This is a genomic window from Actinomadura sp. NPDC049753 (genome assembly GCF_040674655.1).
GTDB lineage: Bacteria > Actinomycetota > Actinomycetes > Streptosporangiales > Streptosporangiaceae > Spirillospora > Spirillospora verrucosospora.
In genome coordinates this window covers 34,620-52,528 of the sequence record NZ_JBFARL010000034.1, presented here as the reverse complement: position 1 = coordinate 52,528, position 17,909 = coordinate 34,620, and the positions used below count along the sequence as shown (strand labels likewise).

The 17,909-nt window shown below is 66.3% G+C and carries 21 protein-coding genes and 1 tRNA gene; 17 read left to right on the top strand and 5 right to left on the bottom strand.

Annotated elements, in window-relative coordinates; all coding sequences use genetic code 11:
• Positions 1-257: hypothetical protein (locus AB0K37_RS12470; RefSeq protein ID WP_363978933.1), on the bottom strand; the 257-nt coding region annotated here is incomplete at its 3' end.
• Positions 258-744: 487 nt separating this feature from the next.
• Here AB0K37_RS12470 and AB0K37_RS12465 point away from each other — a divergent pair.
• The 16 genes from AB0K37_RS12465 (at position 745) to AB0K37_RS12390 (ending at position 14,095) form a co-directional block, all read left to right on the top strand.
• Positions 745-1,542 carry a Scr1 family TA system antitoxin-like transcriptional regulator gene (locus tag AB0K37_RS12465; protein WP_363978930.1) on the top strand — a complete coding sequence of 266 codons (798 nt, stop codon included), beginning with the start codon at positions 745-747 and terminating at the stop codon, positions 1,540-1,542.
• A 76-nt stretch (positions 1,543-1,618) separates the two neighbouring features.
• Positions 1,619-2,029 (top strand): ATP-binding protein, encoded by a 411-nt coding sequence (locus AB0K37_RS12460; RefSeq protein WP_360353674.1) that lies wholly within the window; start codon positions 1,619-1,621, stop codon positions 2,027-2,029.
• A gap of 134 nt (positions 2,030-2,163) precedes the next feature.
• Positions 2,164-2,997 (top strand): sigma-70 family RNA polymerase sigma factor, encoded by an 834-nt coding sequence (locus AB0K37_RS12455; protein ID WP_363978927.1) that lies wholly within the window; start codon positions 2,164-2,166, stop codon positions 2,995-2,997.
• A 10-nt stretch (positions 2,998-3,007) separates the two neighbouring features.
• Positions 3,008-3,832, top strand: a complete 825-nt coding sequence (locus tag AB0K37_RS12450; RefSeq protein WP_363978924.1) for an integrase — start codon at positions 3,008-3,010, stop codon at positions 3,830-3,832.
• A gap of 132 nt (positions 3,833-3,964) precedes the next feature.
• Positions 3,965-4,339 carry a hypothetical protein gene (locus tag AB0K37_RS12445; RefSeq protein WP_363978921.1) on the top strand — a complete coding sequence of 125 codons (375 nt, stop codon included), beginning with the start codon at positions 3,965-3,967 and terminating at the stop codon, positions 4,337-4,339.
• Between the two features lie 14 nt (positions 4,340-4,353).
• Entirely contained in the window at positions 4,354-5,694 is a 1,341-nt protein-coding gene (locus AB0K37_RS12440; RefSeq protein ID WP_363978918.1) for an FtsK/SpoIIIE domain-containing protein, read from the top strand.
• Positions 5,695-5,790: 96 nt separating this feature from the next.
• Entirely contained in the window at positions 5,791-6,099 is a 309-nt protein-coding gene (locus AB0K37_RS12435) for a hypothetical protein (RefSeq protein WP_363978915.1), read from the top strand.
• Positions 6,096-6,947 carry a DUF2637 domain-containing protein gene (locus AB0K37_RS12430; RefSeq protein ID WP_363978912.1) on the top strand — a complete coding sequence of 284 codons (852 nt, stop codon included), beginning with the start codon at positions 6,096-6,098 and terminating at the stop codon, positions 6,945-6,947. The genes AB0K37_RS12435 and AB0K37_RS12430 overlap by 4 nt, the downstream gene beginning before the upstream one ends.
• A 20-nt stretch (positions 6,948-6,967) precedes the next feature.
• Positions 6,968-7,378, top strand: a complete 411-nt coding sequence (locus AB0K37_RS12425) for a hypothetical protein (protein WP_363978909.1) — start codon at positions 6,968-6,970, stop codon at positions 7,376-7,378.
• Between the two features lie 162 nt (positions 7,379-7,540).
• Positions 7,541-7,696 carry a hypothetical protein gene (locus tag AB0K37_RS12420; protein WP_363978906.1) on the top strand — a complete coding sequence of 52 codons (156 nt, stop codon included), beginning with the start codon at positions 7,541-7,543 and terminating at the stop codon, positions 7,694-7,696.
• A 93-nt stretch (positions 7,697-7,789) separates the two neighbouring features.
• Entirely contained in the window at positions 7,790-9,190 is a 1,401-nt protein-coding gene (locus AB0K37_RS12415; RefSeq protein WP_363978903.1) for a replication initiator, read from the top strand.
• 25 nt (positions 9,191-9,215) lie between these two features.
• Entirely contained in the window at positions 9,216-9,404 is a 189-nt protein-coding gene (locus AB0K37_RS12410) for a helix-turn-helix domain-containing protein (protein ID WP_363978939.1), read from the top strand.
• A complete protein-coding gene (locus AB0K37_RS12405) occupies positions 9,404-10,795 on the top strand; it encodes a tyrosine-type recombinase/integrase (protein ID WP_363978900.1) in 1,392 nt (463 codons plus the stop codon). Before AB0K37_RS12410 ends, AB0K37_RS12405 begins: the two co-directional genes overlap by 1 nt.
• A 1,008-nt stretch (positions 10,796-11,803) precedes the next feature.
• Positions 11,804-12,742 carry a hypothetical protein gene (locus AB0K37_RS12400; RefSeq protein ID WP_363978897.1) on the top strand — a complete coding sequence of 313 codons (939 nt, stop codon included), beginning with the start codon at positions 11,804-11,806 and terminating at the stop codon, positions 12,740-12,742.
• A gap of 178 nt (positions 12,743-12,920) precedes the next feature.
• Positions 12,921-13,307, top strand: a complete 387-nt coding sequence (locus AB0K37_RS12395; RefSeq protein ID WP_363978895.1) for a hypothetical protein — start codon at positions 12,921-12,923, stop codon at positions 13,305-13,307.
• On the top strand, positions 13,304-14,095 hold the full coding sequence (locus AB0K37_RS12390; RefSeq protein WP_363978893.1) for a hypothetical protein: 792 nt from the start codon (positions 13,304-13,306) through the stop codon (positions 14,093-14,095). Before AB0K37_RS12395 ends, AB0K37_RS12390 begins: the two co-directional genes overlap by 4 nt.
• Here AB0K37_RS12390 and AB0K37_RS12385 read toward each other — a convergent pair.
• From AB0K37_RS12385 to AB0K37_RS12375, 3 genes are all read right to left on the bottom strand, one after another.
• Positions 14,072-15,343: a type III PLP-dependent enzyme gene (locus tag AB0K37_RS12385; RefSeq protein WP_363978890.1), complete on the bottom strand. Its 1,272-nt coding sequence runs from the start codon at positions 15,341-15,343 to the stop codon at positions 14,072-14,074. The genes AB0K37_RS12390 and AB0K37_RS12385 overlap by 24 nt on opposite strands.
• Before the next feature lie 21 nt (positions 15,344-15,364).
• Positions 15,365-15,952: a UTRA domain-containing protein gene (locus AB0K37_RS12380; protein ID WP_363978888.1), complete on the bottom strand. Its 588-nt coding sequence runs from the start codon at positions 15,950-15,952 to the stop codon at positions 15,365-15,367.
• Positions 15,953-16,261: 309 nt separating this feature from the next.
• Positions 16,262-16,343, bottom strand: a tRNA-Tyr gene (locus AB0K37_RS12375).
• 127 nt (positions 16,344-16,470) lie between these two features.
• Here AB0K37_RS12375 and AB0K37_RS12370 point away from each other — a divergent pair.
• Positions 16,471-16,959, top strand: a complete 489-nt coding sequence (locus AB0K37_RS12370; protein WP_345178307.1) for a YajQ family cyclic di-GMP-binding protein — start codon at positions 16,471-16,473, stop codon at positions 16,957-16,959.
• A gap of 95 nt (positions 16,960-17,054) precedes the next feature.
• Here the strand turns inward: AB0K37_RS12370 and htpX are convergent, their stop codons facing one another.
• On the bottom strand, positions 17,055-17,909 hold the full coding sequence (htpX, locus tag AB0K37_RS12365) for a zinc metalloprotease HtpX (RefSeq protein ID WP_363978885.1): 855 nt from the start codon (positions 17,907-17,909) through the stop codon (positions 17,055-17,057).

The window sequence follows — 17,909 nt, the reverse complement described above, 5'->3', positions numbered from 1 at the left end:
GGAGCGGCGAGAGCTACCGCATTGGGGAGCGTGTGTTGTCGTATCTCACGGACGCTGTCTACGATTTCGGCGACGACTGCGGCCGTTGACATGTCCTGCTGGTCAATTCGGGTAAATGCGACGATATCGGCTGGTGATACACCGAGTTCTGGCGACCAGATCCTAAAATTCTCTGATAGGAAAGCGCCGCTGTATCCACATAGCTCCAGGGTCTCCCGCAGGGTGGCCCTGCGCTGTTGCCGGGTCATGGTCGCCACGCCATCACCATCCCTCAACTCTCGGGAGCTTGGCTACCCCTAGGGGCCTGCTTCTAGGCCTGATGACCTCTTAGGGCAGCCCTTGAACTTACAGAGATCGTCCTACATGTGCGCTTGCGGCGCGCCGAGGGGAGCATCTTGGCCAGTAGAGGGCCCATCGCGCAATCGCACGCTGTGGTGATCAGACCAGATCACCATCTCGTTCGCGCAAGTTGTGTGCTCTATCTCGCCCGGGTCTGGCAGGACGCTCAGAAGGCTTTGTCGCTAGGACGACAGTTGGTGCTCACTCCCGGACGCTCCGGGGCGGGTCGGCCCGGAGAGGCCGCATGCCCGGCCCGGCGCGTCCGGCGGCGACGCGTAGCGGCGCCCTTGAAGACGTAGAGAAAGTTCTCATCCGGTACGGCATGCATGCTGCTGACCTGTGGGGTTGTGGTCTGGGCGCTCGTGTGGCTGTGGGGTCCGGGTTCGGGTGGTAGAACGCTCGGTTATGGGTGCTGAGCGGCTGCGGGAGATCGGGCAGGAGTTGCGGCGGCTTCGGGTGACTGCCGGGTTGTCGGGGGTTGCTCTGGCTTCGCGGGCTGGGGTTCCTCAGTCGACGGTGTCTCGGGTGGAGACGGGGCGGCGCGTCTCTGATCCGGACGTGGTGTCCCGGTTGTTCGGGGCGTTGGAGTTGGGGCCGACAGAGTCTGAGCGGCTCGCCCTCCTGGTGCGGGCGGCGTACGAGGAGACTGCGGCTCGTCGGGTTGATGCTGGGGTGTCGTTTCGGGCTGGGGCCGGCGTCGAGTGGGCTCGTGAAGCTGAGATCGTCCGAGCGTTCGGGGCGGTAGTGCTGCCTCGACTGGTCTGGACGGCGGAGTTCGCTGCTGTTGCGAGGGCCGGCGGTGATGCTGACGTGTGGGCTTCGCTGGCTCGTGATGGGGCGCGGCGGTTGGTAGTCGTGGTTGCTGAGGCTGCTTTGCGGACTTGGCCGGGGTCGGGTGAGGGCATGGTCGAGCAGCTCGCCTACCTGGTTGAGGCTTCGGGGTGGGCGCATGTGCGGTTGGGTGTGGTTCCTGTGGGTGTGATGCCTCGGGTGCCGTTGCATGGGTTCGCGTTGTACGACCAGGCGGCCGTCACGGTGGAGACGTTCACGCGTGAGCTGACCTTGGCCGACGCCGAAGAGGTGGCGGTGTACGCGGGAGTCTTCGAGGAGTTCGAGCGGGCCGCGGTGTTCGGTGACGAGGCGCGCGTTCTGGTGGAGAGGGCGGCCGCTGAGCTTCGGAACGCTCTAGGCTCTATTCACTGAACGTATTGAATAGATCTCCGGGTCTGGCATACGCTGCGTCTTCCTCGGGGTGTGTAGCCCCCTAGACGCGCGGGTGGTGATCGACGTGACGCGCTGGTCTCGTCTGTTCGAGGGCCGACTCGGATCGATCAGTGACGCAAGGGCCTTCTCTCGGGCGCTCGTCGTCGAGCGGGTGCCGGACGATCTAGTTACGACAGTGGAGCTCGTGGTCAGCGAGCTCTGCACGAACGCCGTGCAGCACACGGCGAGCGGTGAGGATGGGGGGCACTTCATCCTCGAACTGGAGGCACATCCGGAGCACGTCCGGGTGGCGGTGGTCGATCTCGGGGCGCAGACTCCCCCGGTCCTCTGCGGTGGGCCTGCGAGCGCTGATGCCGTTTCCGGGCGGGGCCTGCTGATCGTCGACGCGGTCTCCAAAGCCTGGGGGACGGAGGCGGTACGCGTCGGGCGGCGTGTCTGGGCGGACGTCGTCGGCGCGGCGGTGTGAGCGGTCCGCCGATACCGCGCCGTCGGCGGCGTTTGCGCACTGTGAGCTCCTCGACTGGCCATGAGCTATCCGGCACCTTGTCTAGGGTCCTAGACTCACTGGTGGACTCCGGAGGGGGTGTCATGCCAGGTGAGTTGGAGCGCATCGCGCAGATAGACGACCCGTATGAGCTGCTGCGCGCTGCGACTGAGCGTCTGGCGGAGGCCCAGCAGGAGGTTACGGAGTTGGCGCGGCTGAGGCGGCGTCTAATCCAGGACTTGCACGCGCAGGGGATGTCGTACGCGCAGATCGCACAAGCGGCGGGGCTGAGCCGCGGTCGTATCCACCAGATCCGGCACACGGGGCCGGCGCCTGAGGGCGCGTTCCTGGGAGCCGGTGAGGTGATCGTGGTGACTCCCCTGCGGCCTGACCCTGCGAGTGATCGGACGTATGTCGCGCTGGACGACCTGAAGACCGGGCAGGCGTTGGAGGACTTGGCGCGGACGTTCGACCTGACCGTGAAGTCTGATCACGTCGGGCTTGATGGCGGGATCGACCTGAACCGGGCTGGGATGCTGGTGATCTGCGGGCCTCGGATGTCGCCCGCAGTGCAGGAGGCGTACGGCAAGGATCCCGTCCTTGCGTGGGAGCGGGACGAGGTCGGGTGGCTGCTTCGTGACACTCGAACTGGCAACGGCTATCGGTCGGGGCAGGAAGAGCGTCCGGCCCGGAACTATGACGTGGGGTACCTGGGGCGGCTGCCTCGGCCGGACGGCAAGGGAAGCTTTCTGGCTGTCGCCGGTATTCACCCTGAGGGGTCTCTCGGTGTGGTCCATCTGCTGACCACGGATATCGGGAGCCTGTGGGGGCAGGTCGGCAACGATCGGTTCTCGGTCGTGGTCGGCACTGAGTACACGGCGGACACCCATGAGCCGGTGCGGACGGAGCTGCTGACCCCGATCTACCGGCATGACGAGGCGGCTAGCTGACGAGGGACGGATGCGCGTACAGATCGCCAGCGAGGCAGGACGTCCGGACAGAGACAACGAAGACTTCGCGGCGACTGCGCCGGGGTTGTTCGTCGTCGTGGATGGGGCGGGGACGCCGGCGGGCGTGGGCTCTGGGTGCGGGCACTCGGTTGCCTGGTACGCGCGAAACCTGGGCGGACTGCTTCTAGCTGCCGCTACGGACGTCGGCGTCAGCCTGGACGAGGCGCTCGCCGTCGCCATCGTGCGTGTCAACGCGCTGCATGGCGGGACCTGTGATCTCGGGCATCCTGGGTCGCCCTCGGCGACGGTCGCGCTTGCGAGGGTGAGCGGAGAACGCCTCGATTACCTGGTGCTCTCGGACGCCGTGGTCGTCCTGGACCTGGTCGGCCAGGAGTCGGCGGTCATTACTGATGATCGGCTCGCAGAAGTGATCGCTCGTCTGGGCGAGCCGGGCGAACTGCCCGCGGTGGGCAGCGGCGAGCATTCCGAGCGACTGCGGGGCCGAGTCGAGCAACTCGCCACCTACCGCAACCAGCCGGGCGGCTTCTGGGTGGCGAGCACGAAACCGGAAGCGGCCGGACAGGCCCTCACAGGATCGATACCACTCGCCGAACTCGGTGCGGTTGCGCTCCTGAGCGATGGCGCTAGCCGGCTGGTCGACAGCTTCGACCTGATGAGCTGGCCTGAGCTGCTCGCGGTACTCCGCAAGGACGGACCGACCGAACTGATCACCCGAACGCGGGAAGCAGAGGCGTCCGATCCGCAGGGAACACGGTGGCCACGCGGCAAGGCGTCCGACGATGCCACTGCGGTCTGGTGGGTCTCCGGCAACTAGCTCAAAGACTTCTGTAGACCCCCCTAGACAGTCCCGCTCTTCATCGCCTACCTTTGCTGTACACCCCCCTAGACAAGCGCTCTCGAACAGGCGACTTGGACTGTCTAGGGGGATCGACAGCGGAGGTATTTCGTGCGCAACATTCCGGTCGACGTGTCGGCGCTGACGTTCGTCTGTGTGTCGCCGCCCCGTCCGAAGCTCGTCAACCAGGACACCGGGGAGGTGAAGACGGACCGCAACGGTCAGACGGTGTTCACGGTCGGCCTGTCGGCCGCCGACTCCATGGGGCGGGTGGACCTGCTCCAGGTGGCGGTAACCGGCGACCAGTCGATCACCCTCGGGGAGGTCGTCACGCCGGTCGGGCTGGTCGCCTTCCCCTGGGAGGCGGTTCTGGGCGGTGAGAAGCGGTGGGGTGTGGCCTACCGCGCCGACCGCATCGTCCCCGTCTCCGCCGCTCCGGCGTCGGGTCACTCGTCGGATTCGTCCGCTCCGGCGGGCGTGGCCTGAACGGCAGCCTGGTCGTGAACGACGTGCTTCTGGTGCTCGGGGTCCTGGCCGCTGCGGCGGCCGGGCTCTGGGCCTGGCGCCAGGTCCACCCGGTGTCGTTCTGGTACGGCGTCGGGTTCCCGCTCCGGGCGGTGCTGGTGTACCTGACGTGGCATCACGTCGCCTCCGGGTGCAAGCTCACCCGCAACCGGCGGCGGTTCCGCCTCACCCTCGACGCCATCCCCGTGGTGGGTCCTGCCTCGCGGTCGGCGGCGACGGTGGTCGAGCACAAGCGGCGGGTGCGTCGGGTCGATGTCGAGCGCTCGCCCCGTCTCGGGTTGCTGCGGCCTACCCGGCTGGGGTGGCGGATGCGGCTGCGCCTGCACGACGGACAAGTCCCCGCCGACTACGAGAAGGCCGCGGAGGGGATCGCGCACGCTTGGCGCGTCCACTCGGTGCGGGTGGTCGATGTCCGGCCCGGTCGCGTCACCCTGTGGGCGACGATGCGTGACCCGCTGGTCGAGGTGGTCACCGTCCCGGAGACCGGTGAGCTGCTGACCGTGCGTCCCGGGAAGCTGGAGAACGGGCGTGACTGGGTGATCGACTTCCGGACCGTGCCGCACTGGCTCAACGTGGGCGCGACGCAGTCCGGTAAGTCGAACCTTGCCAACGCGCTGCTCAAGGGATTGGCGCCGCAACCGGTCGCCCTGGTCGGCTTCGATCTCAAGGGCGGGGTCGAGTTCACCCCCTACGCGCCTCGGCTTTCGGCCTTGGCGACCACTCGCAAAGAGTCGGTGGATCTGCTGGTCGACCTGGTGGGGGAGGTCGAGAACCGGATGGCCACTTGTCGGGCGCATGGTGCGCGCAATGTGTGGACGCTGCCGGAGGATCTGCGGCCGATGCCCATCGTGGTCCTGGTGGACGAGGTCGCCGAACTGTTCCTCATGGCCGACAAGAGCGAGAAGGGCGAGGTGGCCAAGACCGCTACCGCGCTGCTGCGGGTGGCCCAGCTCGGTCGGGCGTTCGCGGTCTACCTGGTCGTGTGCGGGCAACGCGTCGGCTCGGACCTGGGGCCGGGCGTGACCGCGCTGCGGGCTCAGTTGTCGGGGCGGGTGTGCCACCGGGTCAACGATCCGGAGACGGCGAACATGGCGCTCGGCGACCTCGACCCCGCCGCCCTGGACGCCGCCCGCGTCATCGCAGCTGAGACTCCGGGCGTGTGCATCATCGCCGACCAAGACGGCTCATGGCACCGCGCCCGGTCGGTCTACGTCCCCGAACACGAGGCCGAGCAAGCCTCGCGCGACTTCGCGCACCTGACCCCCGCCTGGGAGACCCTCATCGGCTCCGCCCCGGTCGTCCGCCCCGCTGCATAACCGGCCTGGGTCCTTCTCTTCCCGGCTTGGCGTGAGCCCTGATCACGCCACGTCCCTACCCGACCCATGTCCGAAACCGTTCCTGGAGGCTGCCCGATGGTCGCCCGCGTCCCTCCCCTACGTCCCCGCCCTCGTCCCCGGTTCGTCGCCGTCGCGTCCCCCTCGTCCCCGTCCTCGGCGTCGTCGGGCTCGTCCCGGACGGGCTCGGTCTCGTCCTGGGACGTGTGGCCGGTCGGGGTCGAGTGGGACGACTTCCGGTCCCTGCACGTCGCCCGCTGCCAGCAATGCGCCGAGTCGTTCGCCTCCTCGTCCCCGGTACGAGCTGACGACTGGACCGACGTCCACCGCTGTGACCCCGAACTGGTCGCCCTGCTCACGCACGTCACTGACCGGCGGGCGGCATGATGCGGAGGCTCGCCGGGACGGTGGCCGACTCCGCGCCGGTCGTCGTCCTCGCCGCGATTGCGGCGGCGGGCTCGTTCACCCACATCCGTGACACCGCGACCGAGCACGGGCAGCGGGGGTGGATGGCGTGGGCCATTGCGGTCTGCATCGACCTGACTTGTGTCATGGCGGCCGCGGAACGCCAGCGGGACAAGAGCACTGGGCGGGAGACGGGGCGGCTGTCGTGGCCGACCGTGGTCCTGGTCGGCGGGATCCTGCTGTCGCTGGCCGCCAACCTCGCGCAGGCCGACCCATCAGTCTGGGGCTGGATCACCGCAGGGACTCCGGCGGGCGCGTTCCTGGTCGCGGTGTCGATGCTGGAGCGCCGAAAGGCCGGCACCCGAGCGGCGGCTCACATCTCACCCGTCCCTGAGTCCTTCGGCCGTCCCGATCCTGCCCCGGTCGTCTCGTCCGCGTCCTCGTCCGGCTCGTCCTCGGCGCCGTCCTCGTGGGTGGTGTGGGAGGACGAACACCCCACCGTCGCCTCCGCCGTCCCCGCTGCCCAGGACGACCCCCGCGACGGTGCCCGGGACGAGCAGGACGGCCAGACCTCCATTCCCGTCCCCGTTCCGACCCCGGCCCAGGTTCCGGCCGCCGAGGAACCCGCGGTGCCCTCGCCTGCTCCCGCTCCGGCGGCTCCGCTGGTCGACTTCGCGCGCCGCGTCGCCTCCGAGCACGAAAGCCGCCACGGGCGGCCGATCACCCGTGACGCGCTGCGCGCCCGGCTCGGCGTCTCCAACCAACTCGCCTCCGACCTGCTCCGCCAGCTCCGCACCGAACAGCCCCACGCAACCGCGTCCGTCTCTTAACCCGCCTGGAGGAACCCGCCATGATCGCCCACACCAACCCGACCGGTCACACGTCCTTGCTCGTGCCCGGTGACCTGTTCGCCCGCCATCAGACCATCGCCGGCCTTCGCGCCCTGGCCGACTTCCTGGAGGCCAACCCCGCCGTCCCGGTCAACGAGTACGGCAGGGAGTACAACGTCTACGCCCGCGACGAGGACGAGGCCGCGGCGGTCGCCATGGTCGACAAGGTCGCCGCGCTGCTCGGCGCCGAAGTCATCGACAAGCGTGCCAACGGTGGCCACTACAGCGCCGAAAAGACCTTTGGCCGCATCACATACGGCATCGTCCACGTCCCCCAGCGACGCCACGACGAATACGACGCCTACACCAGCTACCGCCACAACATCCGCCTCGACCCCGACCAGGACGGCGACAAGGAGCGTGCGGCCTGATTCCCGCCGACCAGCACGCGGCGCCCTCCCGCGCGCTCGCCCCGCTCGCTCGGCTGGTCGTGGGCTGGGTGTGCGGGACGTGCGGCGGGGGCGGGATCGCCTCCGACGGGTCCACCTGCCCCGACTGCAACGGCCACGGCCACACCTGACAGGAGCCGCCCGATGTTCCTGCGCCGCTGCGCCTTCGCCTGCTTCTGGCTGGTCCTGGGCCTGTTCGCGGTCCGGCATCCCGAGCGCGCCGCCGCAACCGTCTGCGCCATCGCTCACGGCCTGGCGCTCGTGGCCGATGGGCTCGCCCGGATCACCTCGGCCTTGTAGTCCCCGGCGTGGCCGCCGTCGCCGGCAAGCAAGTGCGGCCACGCCGGGCCCATCACCCGCCCATCCCACAGACAGGCAGGAGACCCGTTCATCGTGCCCGATCCCGCCCCGACTCCGCTCATTAACGGTGTGGCCGCGCGTGACATGGCCGCCCGGTACAACCGCGCCGACTTCCGTGGCTGGGCGCGCCGCGCCTACGCCACCGGCGGCTGCGCTCAACCCGTCCACCTGCGTGGCCGCGTTACCCACCTGGACCCGCAGACCGGCGAGATCCTCCGGCACTACTCCACCGCGCAAGAGCCGGGCGGAACGCTGCGGGTGGCGTGCAAAACCCGGCGGGCCTCGCGTTGCCCTGCTTGCGCTGAGACCTACCGCGCGGATACCTACCAGCTCGTCCGCGCGGGACTGGTCGGCGGCAAGGGCGTCCCGGACACCGTGAGCACTCACCCGGCGGCGTTCGTCACCCTCACCGCGCCCTCGTTCGGTGCCGTCCACTCCCGCCGCACCGGCAAGGCCGGCGGTGTAGTGGCCTGCCGTCCTCGACGCGATGGCGGGACGTGTCCGCACGGGCGGCCCGTCTCCTGCACCGTCCGCCACTCCGACGGGGATTCCCGGCTCGGGCAACCCATCTGCCCAGACTGCTTCGACTACGCCGGCGCGGTGCTCTGGAACGCCCACGCCCCTGAGCTGTGGCGCCGGTTCGCGCTGGCCTTCCGGCGATACGTCGCCCGGTCCGCGGGCCTGCGCGTGGCCGACCTACGGGACGTGCTGACCGTGTCGTTCGCCAAAGTCGCCGAATACCAACGGCGCGGCCTGGTCCACTTCCACGCCGTCATCCGCCTCGATGGACCCGGCGGCCCAGATGCCTCTCCGCCCGCTTGGGCCACCCTCGGCCTCCTCAAAGCGGCCGTCGACCATGCGGCGGGCGCGGTCACCGTCTCGACCCCTGCGGCGGGCGATGTCCCGGCCCTGACGCATGCGTGGGGCTCACAGGTCGACGTCCGACCGATCACCACCACGGGGGAACTGACCGATACCGCCGTGGCGGGCTACATCGCCAAGTACGCCACCAAAGCCGCCGAATGCGTCGGCACCCTCGACCGCCGAATCAGACCTACTGACGACCTGGCCGACCTTCCGGTGAGCAGCCACGCGCGGCGGCTCATCGCCGAATGCCTCCGACTGGGCGTCATCGAGGAGTACGCGGGGCTGCGGCTGGCGGAGTGGGCTCACATGCTCGGCTTCCGCGGCCACTTCTCCACCAAATCCCGCCGCTACTCCACCACCCTCGGCGCACTCCGCCAAGCCCGCATCGAGCACAACCAGCACCAACACGACGACATCACGACCGGCCGACTGCCCTTCGACGACGACCAGGTCCTGGTCGTCGCGCACTGGCGCTACCTCGGCCAAGGCATGACGCCCGGCGAAGCGCTTCTCACGGCTGCCCTGACCGGCAAGCAGCTCCCTCATCTTGAACCGTCTGGCTCCTGACTCCATGGAGAGGCATCACGTGGCCATGTCCGCGAACCGCGACACGCTCACTGTCCCTGAGGTCTGCGCTGAGCTTCAGATCTCCCGGTCGACCTTCTATGACTGGCGTCAGAAGGGACGCGCACCGCTCTGCATCGTCCTGCCGAACGGCAGCCTTCGCATTCGCCGGCGGGACCTCGACCACTGGCTGTCGGCCTGCGAGGACGCCGCCTGATGGACGACATCACGTACGACGTCCGGGTCTACAAAACCGATGTCTACAAGGGCAAGCGCGTCACCACCTACACCGTGCGGTGGAAGGTCGCTCGGAAGACGTGGAAGGAGCCGTTCCGGAACTCGGCGCAGGCTGACAGCTTCCGCTCGTCCCTCCTCACGGCTGCCCGAAAGGGTGAGGCGTTCGCCGTGAAGACCGGCCGCCCCCTCTCTTGGGAGCGAGAAGAGAAGGCGCTCACCTGGTTCACGTTCTCCCTCGACTACTGCGCGGCCAAGTGGCCGTACGCCTCCCCCAACCATCGGCGAGGCATCGCTGAGGCGCTCACGGACGCCACAGAGGCCCTCTTGGTCACGGGCAAGGGCGCTCCGGCGGGCAGCCTGTTGCGTGAGTCTCTGCGAGCGTGGGCGTACAGCGGACGTCTGCAGAACGGCGAGACCAAACCACCGGAACACCTGGCCTCGGCCGTCCGATGGCTGGAGCGGAACACGGTCGACATGAGCGACTTCGGGCCCGACCGGCAGGGCCCCCAGCTCGCCCGGCAAGTCCTCGACCGGCTGAGTCGTCGGCAGGACGGGACTCCGGCGGCGGGCAGTACGGCCACACGCAAGCGCGCGACGTTCAACAACGCCATGGAGTACGCCTGTGAGCGGCGCGTCATCCCGGTCAACCCGCTGACCCTGGTGCGGTGGACTCGACCGCGCGTGGCGCAGACGCTTGACCTTCGGGTGGTCGCCAATCCCGATCAGGCGCGGCGGCTACTCGACGCCGTCCGGGCGCAGGGCAAGCGCGGTGAGCGCATGGTGGCCTTCTTCGGCGTCATGTACTACGCCGCGCTGCGGCCTGAGGAAGCGGTCGACCTGCGGCGGGATCACCTCGTGCGCCTGCCGGATGACGGGTGGGGCCAGATGCGGCTGACGCACGCCGAACCGCGTAGCGGCTCGAGGTGGACGGACAGCGGGAAGCCGCGGGACCGGCAGCCTCTCAAGCATCGGGCGCCCGGCGAGACTCGGACCGTGCCGATTCACCCGGAGCTCGTCATGCTGCTGCGCCACCACGTCAAGGCGTTCAACATCCCGGCCGGAGGCCGGTTGTTCGTCGGGCCGCGCGGCGGGATCATGACTGACCGGACGTACCTCGGGGCCTGGCGCAAGGCCAGGGCGGCAGCCCTGAGCGAGCGTGAGGCCGCCTCGCCGCTGGCTGAGACTCCGTACGCCCTGCGGCATGCGGCCGTCTCGACGTGGCTGGGCGCTGGTGTGCCGCCCGCTCAGGTGGCCGAGTGGGCCGGGCATAGCGTCGCCGTCCTGCTGCGCGTCTATGCCAAGTGCGTGGCCGGGCAAGAGGAGGACGCCATGCGCCGAATCAGTGAGGCGACCAGGCCAAAGGGGCCTTAGAACTTCGGCACGTATTCGGCACAGGCAGCCGTAGAAGGCCGTGAACGATCAGAGACAGCCGGACACAACGAGAACAGCCCCTGACCGGGTTACGCCTGGTCAGGGGCTGTTTCACTGGTGTGGCGGGTGCAGGGTTCGAACCTGCGTAGGCTAAGCCGAAGGATTTACAGAGAGACCAAATCGTCACCGTCATCACAGGGCTGACCTGCAGTGAAGGACCCTTCTCGCGCTTCCCTGCACCCCGCTGTTCCGTCCATGTTCCGTCATCATGCGACGTACTGATTCCTTTAGAAGCCCCCTGATGCACCGGGAAACCCCGGTGTGCGTTGCTAGACAGATGGCGTACAACTACTCCATGGCGTCGAATCTTGCAGGCTTGACGAAAACAGCCCAGCGGCAAGGGTGGACCGTTGGTTCGGGGACGGTCGATGAGGTCAAGGTCGAGGCACAGTCCCTAGGGTGGACTGAGGTACCGATACGCAGGGGGGACCCAACTGTTACTACGTTGCGACCTTTGGATCACGCGGAGGCGCGGGCAAACTCGATGAGTGCTCAGTACGGTCTGGAGGCTCAACCACTACACACCGATGGCGCTCACCTGCTTCGTCCACCAGACGTAGTGATGCTTTTTAACACGACCACGAGTTCCACTCATACACGCCTTTGGCGACCAAGCATGGACGCTCGCAATCGGCGTTCAAGAATCCCATCGGTGGCCCAAGACGGAATTTTTCTCGTTCACAACGGCAAAGATTCGTTCTTCTGCCCGGCGAATGTTCGCGGAAGGCTCCGCTACGATCCCGCTTGTATGACGCCATGCGATGCTCGCGCCCGACGAGTAGCAAATTTCTTTCAGGAGATATCCGAAGGCGTCATCGAGCACGCATGGAATCAGCCAAACATGTTGTTGGTGATTAATAATCGACGCGCCCTCCATGGGCGAGCCGCAGCGATTGACGATCCCGATCGGGAACTTCAGCGAATCAGCTTTTACATTGGAGACCAATCGTGAACTCGCCCTACGACCATGAAGCCTTGTGGATGAAAGCAAAACTGTTCCTCAATCGCGCGATGGACGATGATTTTAGGTCATTCGACGAGCAAGCCCTGTGGGCTGCGCTCGCTCTTGAACTACTTGCAAAAGCAGCTCTCGCACGGGTCTCACCACTGCTAGTTGCCGAGCCTACAGAGGACGGCACGAACCTACTTATTGCAAGTGGGCTGGTTTCGGGCGAGGCTCGATTTACTTCCGTAAGAGCCAAAACCCTGTTCGCTCGCTGCCACAAAGCTTTCAAGCCATTTGATCAAGCTGAAGCCAATAAGATCGTGAACGGAAGGAATGAATACCTGCATAGCAGTGGGACAGGTTTCATGGCCATCCCGCCCAAGATCTGGTGGCCTAGGTACTGGGCGCAGGCCCCTATTCTGATCACAGCATTGGACCAGGATATTGCTGGCCTGGTAGGCACGGACCGGGAACGAGTAGTGCTTGACCACTTGGAGCAGAACACCAGGAATGTTGAACTACGAACTGAGGCGCTTATAGAAAGAGCCAAGCAACGCCTACAACAAAACCAAGAAGGAACGCTTCGAACAAGAGTCGCGGCCGAATGGAAAGTAGGGCGAGACCTTACCGCGTGGCTTAGCTACAACACTACGGAGCTTTGTCCCGCTTGCGGGTCCGAGGGCATACTGGAAGGTGAGGATGTAGAGAACACTCAGATTTTCCACGGAAGTAGCTATTACGCCCCTCCCGAAGAGATCGATGAGTATAATGTCGACGTAACGGTCGAACTCACGATTGGAGCCGACCACTTCAGTTGCCCTAACTGTCAACTCGTCCTCGACTCGTATGAATTGATCAATCAGGCGGGTATAGCGACCTCATTCGAAGTCGAGGGCAACCCGGAAGACTACTTCCAGGAACCTGATTACGGAAACGACTAATGGGGCCTTTAGGATGGCAAGTTAAGCTACCTGGTCCATCAATCATGCAGAGCGTTGCACAAATGTCCTTTTTGAGAGACTCTGCGTCCTGCAGACGGAAGCACGTAACCGTGCCGACCGCAGGGCGGATCTTGCGATTCTCCTCGGACACCACGACACCGGTCGCTAGAATCAGGTCGTGGCCAACCCCCCTGACGAGCTGCGCATTTTGGTCGCCGGCAGTTCGGTACTGCCGGAACAGACCTGCAAGGCACTATGTGACGCTCTGGCGGAACATGGCCGGGATGTCCTTGATGAGGCAAGCCGAGTAGCAGCGGCACAGCATTCGGGCCCAGGGGAGCCCATGATCACTCCGGGCATGGTCACAGATATGGCTACCTGGGTCCGGAGAGGCTACATACAGAAACAATTCAGCAAGCAACAGCTCATAGCCGCAGCGGTCGGTGGGGCCACTACCTTTGGCGGCGGCATATTCGTTAACAATATAACGAAACCTTGGGGAGCGGTTGGCTTTGCGATCTGCGCGCTAATTCTCTTGATCTGCATTTATTGGGGTTCCAAATGAGACGGCATGACGAGGACCGCCCCCAACCCGAACTCTCCGCGTTCACTCCAGACGCGCGTAAAGCAGTCGACCAGGCTACAGCAGATTTTCGCAAAAGCCTCATAGAGCTATCCCGGCGTTCGCAACAAGCTCGCCCAAATCCGTTGCCAGAGGTGACGGAATTTGATGTCAACGCGGCACTTCGCGAGTTGGGATTCGCGCTAAACGAGGCATCTGCCGACAATCAGGTACGCTTTAATATATCCGCATACAGGAGAGCTCTTCTATATGGGGCAGCCATTTCGACCTTGCTCGGCACACTCGGCGGGTATGGAGTTTATGCCCTCAGTTCTGGCCTAGATAATGCAGATCTCGTAAGCAGTGTCGTCGGAACGGCCACAGGGCTTACCGGCCTCGCCACCGCGGGATATGCCATCTATTCCAGCATGCGGGCGCGAGAAATGGCCCAAAACCATAAACGGACCGCCACTTCTCTCGCGAAAAACGCCGCCCGAGAAACTGCGATAATCATGGGATGGGCAGAATTGGAGCATGCATTGCAGGAGTATTTCGGCGATACTTCTCAATCAGCTCCAAGGAACTTGAGCAAGCTAATACTAGCTTACTCAAGCGAAGCCAACCTAAGTGCAAGCGAAATAATCGAACTAAAGGATATCTTGAGACTCCGCAACCTCTTGACCCACTCGCCTGCAGATGTTCTGCTTCCCGATTGGGACGCCGAGCGTTATGAGTCGCAGATCGCTCACCACCTTAAAAAGATTCGTTCAACCGGCGCCCGAAAAGAATAAATGTGCGCTTTTCTCAGTCAAGCCCTTACCCCTGTTGCTCTTAACAACAAACCCCTGGCGCAACTGCCGGGGGTTCGTCAGAGCATACTTCACGCCTACGTAAGCGAACGTCGGTTTAGGATGCATTAGGAAGTCGTGGTGGGAGATGTTCCAGGCGTAAGCGCCTGCCATGGAGAATGCGACTAGGTCGCCGACTGCGATGCGGTCTGTGGGGACCTCGCGTGCGAAGACGTCCTTTTGGGTGCAGAGCTGGCCGACGAGGGTTACGGGCTCGCCGGCGACCGTGGGGCCGTTCCCGTTGCAGGTGAGGACGTCGTGCGGGTGGTTGTGTTGCTTGGTGACGGGTGTGCGGATGTGTATGGTGCCGCCGCGTAGGACGGCGTACCACTGGCCGTGTGCCTTCTTCACGTCCAGTACTTCGGTGATGTACCACCCGGCGTAGACGCTGATGGAGCGGCCCGGTTCGATGCGCAGTGTTTCGCCCGGCTCGGCGAGCGCGGCGACGTCGGCGCCGTACTGCTTCCAGTCGAATCGAGTGTCGGGTGTGGCGTAGTCGACGGCCATGCCGCCGCCGAGGTTGAACTCACGCGGTCCGGTGTGGCCGATCCTGTCGAGCCACGCGCGGCCCCACGCGAGGATCTCGGCGGACTGGGCGACCATGGCGGAGGCGTCCAGGCCGGACGCCAGGTGCGCGTGAATGCCGCAGAGGCGCACCTGCGGAGAGTTCTCCAGGATGCCGGTGCACGATTCGATCAGGTTCGGGTCCATGCCGAACGGGCCGCTCATGGCGAGCGCGACGCCGCTGCGATCGCCAGCAAGGTTGACCCGTAGCAGGACATCGACCTCACGGCCAGACGTGGCAGCGATGTCGGCCAGGCGGGTCAGCTCGTAGGGGCTTTCGACGTGGATGCGCTCGACGCCGAGGTCGAGGGCCAGGCATAGTTCGTCGTCGGTCTTGCCGGGGCCGCCGAACGCCAACCGCGCGTCCGGCAGTGCCTCGCGCACGTGCGCCAGCTCGCCGCCGGAAGCGACCTCGATGCCATCGACGTACGGGGCGAGAGCCTGGAGGATCGGCGCGTCCGGGTTGGCTTTCGCGGCGTAGAAGATCTCCGGCGCACCGGGCGCCGAGAGGGCGGCCTTGACCTCGGCCGCGTGCTCACGCAGCGCGGCGAGGTCGTAGACGAACGCGGGTAGCTCGCCCTTGCCGGCAAGGGCCTGGGCGTGGTCTTCGACTAGGCGCGTGATCATCGGGTGTGGTCTCTCCGGTTGTCAGGCAAGCGGGAACTCGTACTGAGCCGTCACGTAGTGGGCGGGTGCGACCGAGACCGTGACCTCGACGGCGCGGCCCTCGGCCGTCAGGCCGACATGCGTGATCTCCACGACCGTGCGCTCCGGGCTGATCTCCAGCGCGTGCGCCTCGGCCTCGGTGGGCAGACGACTCGGGACGATCTGCTCACGCGCCCTGGTCTGCGCGTAGCCAAGTTCGGCAAGCGCGCTCTTGACGCCGCCGACAATGACCGGCCCGTTCTCCTCCAGGACGGTCCCCTCGGCGATGTCGAGCGGGAACCAACTGGCGTTCAACCGGACCGGGATGCCGCTGGCGAGCAGTCGCCGACGCCGGACGAGACAGTTCACCTCACCGGCCGGCAGGCCGAGCGCCTCGGCGACGGCCGCCGGCGGCTCGGCGCGTTCGGTGGTGATCTCGTGCTGCGGCTCCAGCCCACGGGCACGAACCTCGGCGTCGAACGCGCCGCGGGCGCCGTTGTTCTCGCGGGTCGCCCGGTCGTAGCGCGCCGGTGAGTGGAGCATCGGCGGAAGCCAGGTGACCATCGTGCCCTGCCCCTGCTGAGGCCGCACGATGCCCTCGGCCGCAAGGGCGCTTAGCGGGCTTCAGGCTGGCCCGCCGCCCCGAACGCCCGCGGCATGCGGCCGTCTGGGCATAGCTGGGCGCTGATGTGCCGCCGGCTCAGGGGGCCGAGGGGGCGGGCAAGAGGAGGGACGCCATGCGCCGAATCAGTGAGGCGACCAGGCCAAAGAGCCCTTAGAACTTCGGCACGTATTCGGCACAGGCAGCCGTAGAGGCCCGTTAACGACCAGAGACAGCCGGACACAACGAGAACAGCCCCTGACCGGGTTACGCCTGGTCAGGGGCTGTTTTCACTGGTGTGGCGGGTGCAGGGTTCGAACCTGCGTAGGCTAAGCCGACGGATTTACAGTCCGCTCCCATTGGCCACTCGGGCAACCCGCCGTGGTGTTTCGCTGGAAAGGATAGCGGACCATCGCGGTGGGTGTGACATCGAGGCGGGGCGTGCGGGGGGTGGGGAGTCGATACGCTCTGTAGATCGTGATGCTGCTGCTGAGGGGATGTGTGGGCGATGGCCGACTCGTCGTTTGACATCGTGTCGAAGCTGGACCGGCAGGAGGTCGACAACGCGTTGAACCAGGCCGCCAAGGAGGTGGCGAACCGGTTCGACTTCCGGAACGTGGACGCGGGGATCAAGTGGTCCGGGGAGTCGATCGAGATCCAGGCGAACACCGAGGAGCGGGCGAACGCCGTGCTGGACGTGCTGAAGGACAAGCTCGTCAAGCGGGGGATCTCGCTGAAGGCGATCGACGCGGGTGAGCCGAAGCTGTCGGGCAAGGTGTACAAGCTGGGCGTGGGCCTGAAGGAGGGCATCGCCCAGGAGGACGCGAAGAAGATCGGCAAGATCATCCGGGACGAGGGGCCCAAGGGTGTGAAGGCCCAGGTGCAGGGGGACGAGCTGCGGGTCAGCTCGAAGAAGAAGGACGACCTCCAGCAGGTCATCACCCTGTTGAAGGGCAAGGACCTCGACGTCGCGCTGCAGTTCGTCAACTACCGGTAGGACGAGGGGAGCGCGCCGGCCCCATCCCCCGCAGAAGTGGCCGGCGCGCTCTTGTTGGTTATGACGCGGCGGCGTCCGGAGTGGTTCGGTCGAATCTAGCGGCGGCCGGCCATGCGTTCCAGGCGGGCGATGCGGTCGGCGGTCGGCGGGTGGGTGGAGAAGAGCTTGCCGATGCCGGCGCCCTGGAACGGGTTGGCGATCATCAGGGAGCTGGTGGTGGCGAGCTCGGGGTCCTGCGGCAGCGGCAGCGCGCGGGTGCCGGCGTCGATCTTGCGGAGGGCGGAGGCCAGGGCGAGGGGGTCGCCGGTGAGGCGGGCGCCCGCGGCGTCGGCGGAGTACTCGCGGGTCCGGCTGATGGCCATCTGGACGACGGCGGCCGCGACCGGGCCGAGGATCAGCATCAGGAGGGCGCCGACGACGCCGGGGCCGTCGTCGTCCTCGGAGCGTCCGATCGGCAGGAAGATCGCCAGGTGGGACAGGTAGGTGATGACCGTGGCGATGGCGGCGGCGACGGAGGAGATGAGGATGTCGCGGCTGTAGACGTGGGACAGCTCGTGGCCGAGGACGGCGCGCAGTTCGCGCTCGTCCAGCATCTGGAGGATCCCGCGGGTGCAGCAGACGGCGGCGTTGCGCGGGTTGCGGCCGGTCGCGAACGCGTTGGGCTGGCGGGTCTCGGAGACGTACAGGCGCGGCATGGGCTGGCGGGCCGAGGTCGCCAGCTCCCGGACGAGCCGGTACAGCACCGGAGCCTCGACCTCGCCGACCGGGTGGGCGCGCATGGAGCGGAGCGCGATGCGGTCGCTGAAGAAGTACGCGACGCCGTTGGTTCCGAGGGCGATGACCAGCGCGATCGCCAGGCCGGTACCGCCGCCGAACGTCCAGCCGGCGACCAGCACCAATGCCGACAGCGCAGCGATCAATGCTGCCGTCTTGACGCCGTTGAACCGCAC

What these genes read in the sequence shown, in the direction of transcription:
- AB0K37_RS12465 (WP_363978930.1), top strand. Translation starts at nt 745, where the DNA reads ATGGGTGCTGAGCGGCTGCGGGAGATCGGGCAGGAGTTGCGGCGGCTT.
- AB0K37_RS12450 (WP_363978924.1), top strand. Translation starts at nt 3,008, where the DNA reads ATGCGCGTACAGATCGCCAGCGAGGCAGGACGTCCGGACAGAGACAAC.
- AB0K37_RS12435 (WP_363978915.1), top strand. Translation starts at nt 5,791, where the DNA reads ATGGTCGCCCGCGTCCCTCCCCTACGTCCCCGCCCTCGTCCCCGGTTC.
- AB0K37_RS12430 (WP_363978912.1), top strand. Translation starts at nt 6,096, where the DNA reads ATGATGCGGAGGCTCGCCGGGACGGTGGCCGACTCCGCGCCGGTCGTC.
- AB0K37_RS12425 (WP_363978909.1), top strand. Translation starts at nt 6,968, where the DNA reads ATGATCGCCCACACCAACCCGACCGGTCACACGTCCTTGCTCGTGCCC.
- AB0K37_RS12420 (WP_363978906.1), top strand. Translation starts at nt 7,541, where the DNA reads ATGTTCCTGCGCCGCTGCGCCTTCGCCTGCTTCTGGCTGGTCCTGGGC.
- AB0K37_RS12410 (WP_363978939.1), top strand. Translation starts at nt 9,216, where the DNA reads ATGTCCGCGAACCGCGACACGCTCACTGTCCCTGAGGTCTGCGCTGAG.
- AB0K37_RS12405 (WP_363978900.1), top strand. Translation starts at nt 9,404, where the DNA reads ATGGACGACATCACGTACGACGTCCGGGTCTACAAAACCGATGTCTAC.
- AB0K37_RS12390 (WP_363978893.1), top strand. Translation starts at nt 13,304, where the DNA reads ATGAGACGGCATGACGAGGACCGCCCCCAACCCGAACTCTCCGCGTTC.
- AB0K37_RS12385 (WP_363978890.1), bottom strand. Translation starts at nt 15,343, where the DNA reads ATGATCACGCGCCTAGTCGAAGACCACGCCCAGGCCCTTGCCGGCAAG.
- AB0K37_RS12370 (WP_345178307.1), top strand. Translation starts at nt 16,471, where the DNA reads ATGGCCGACTCGTCGTTTGACATCGTGTCGAAGCTGGACCGGCAGGAG.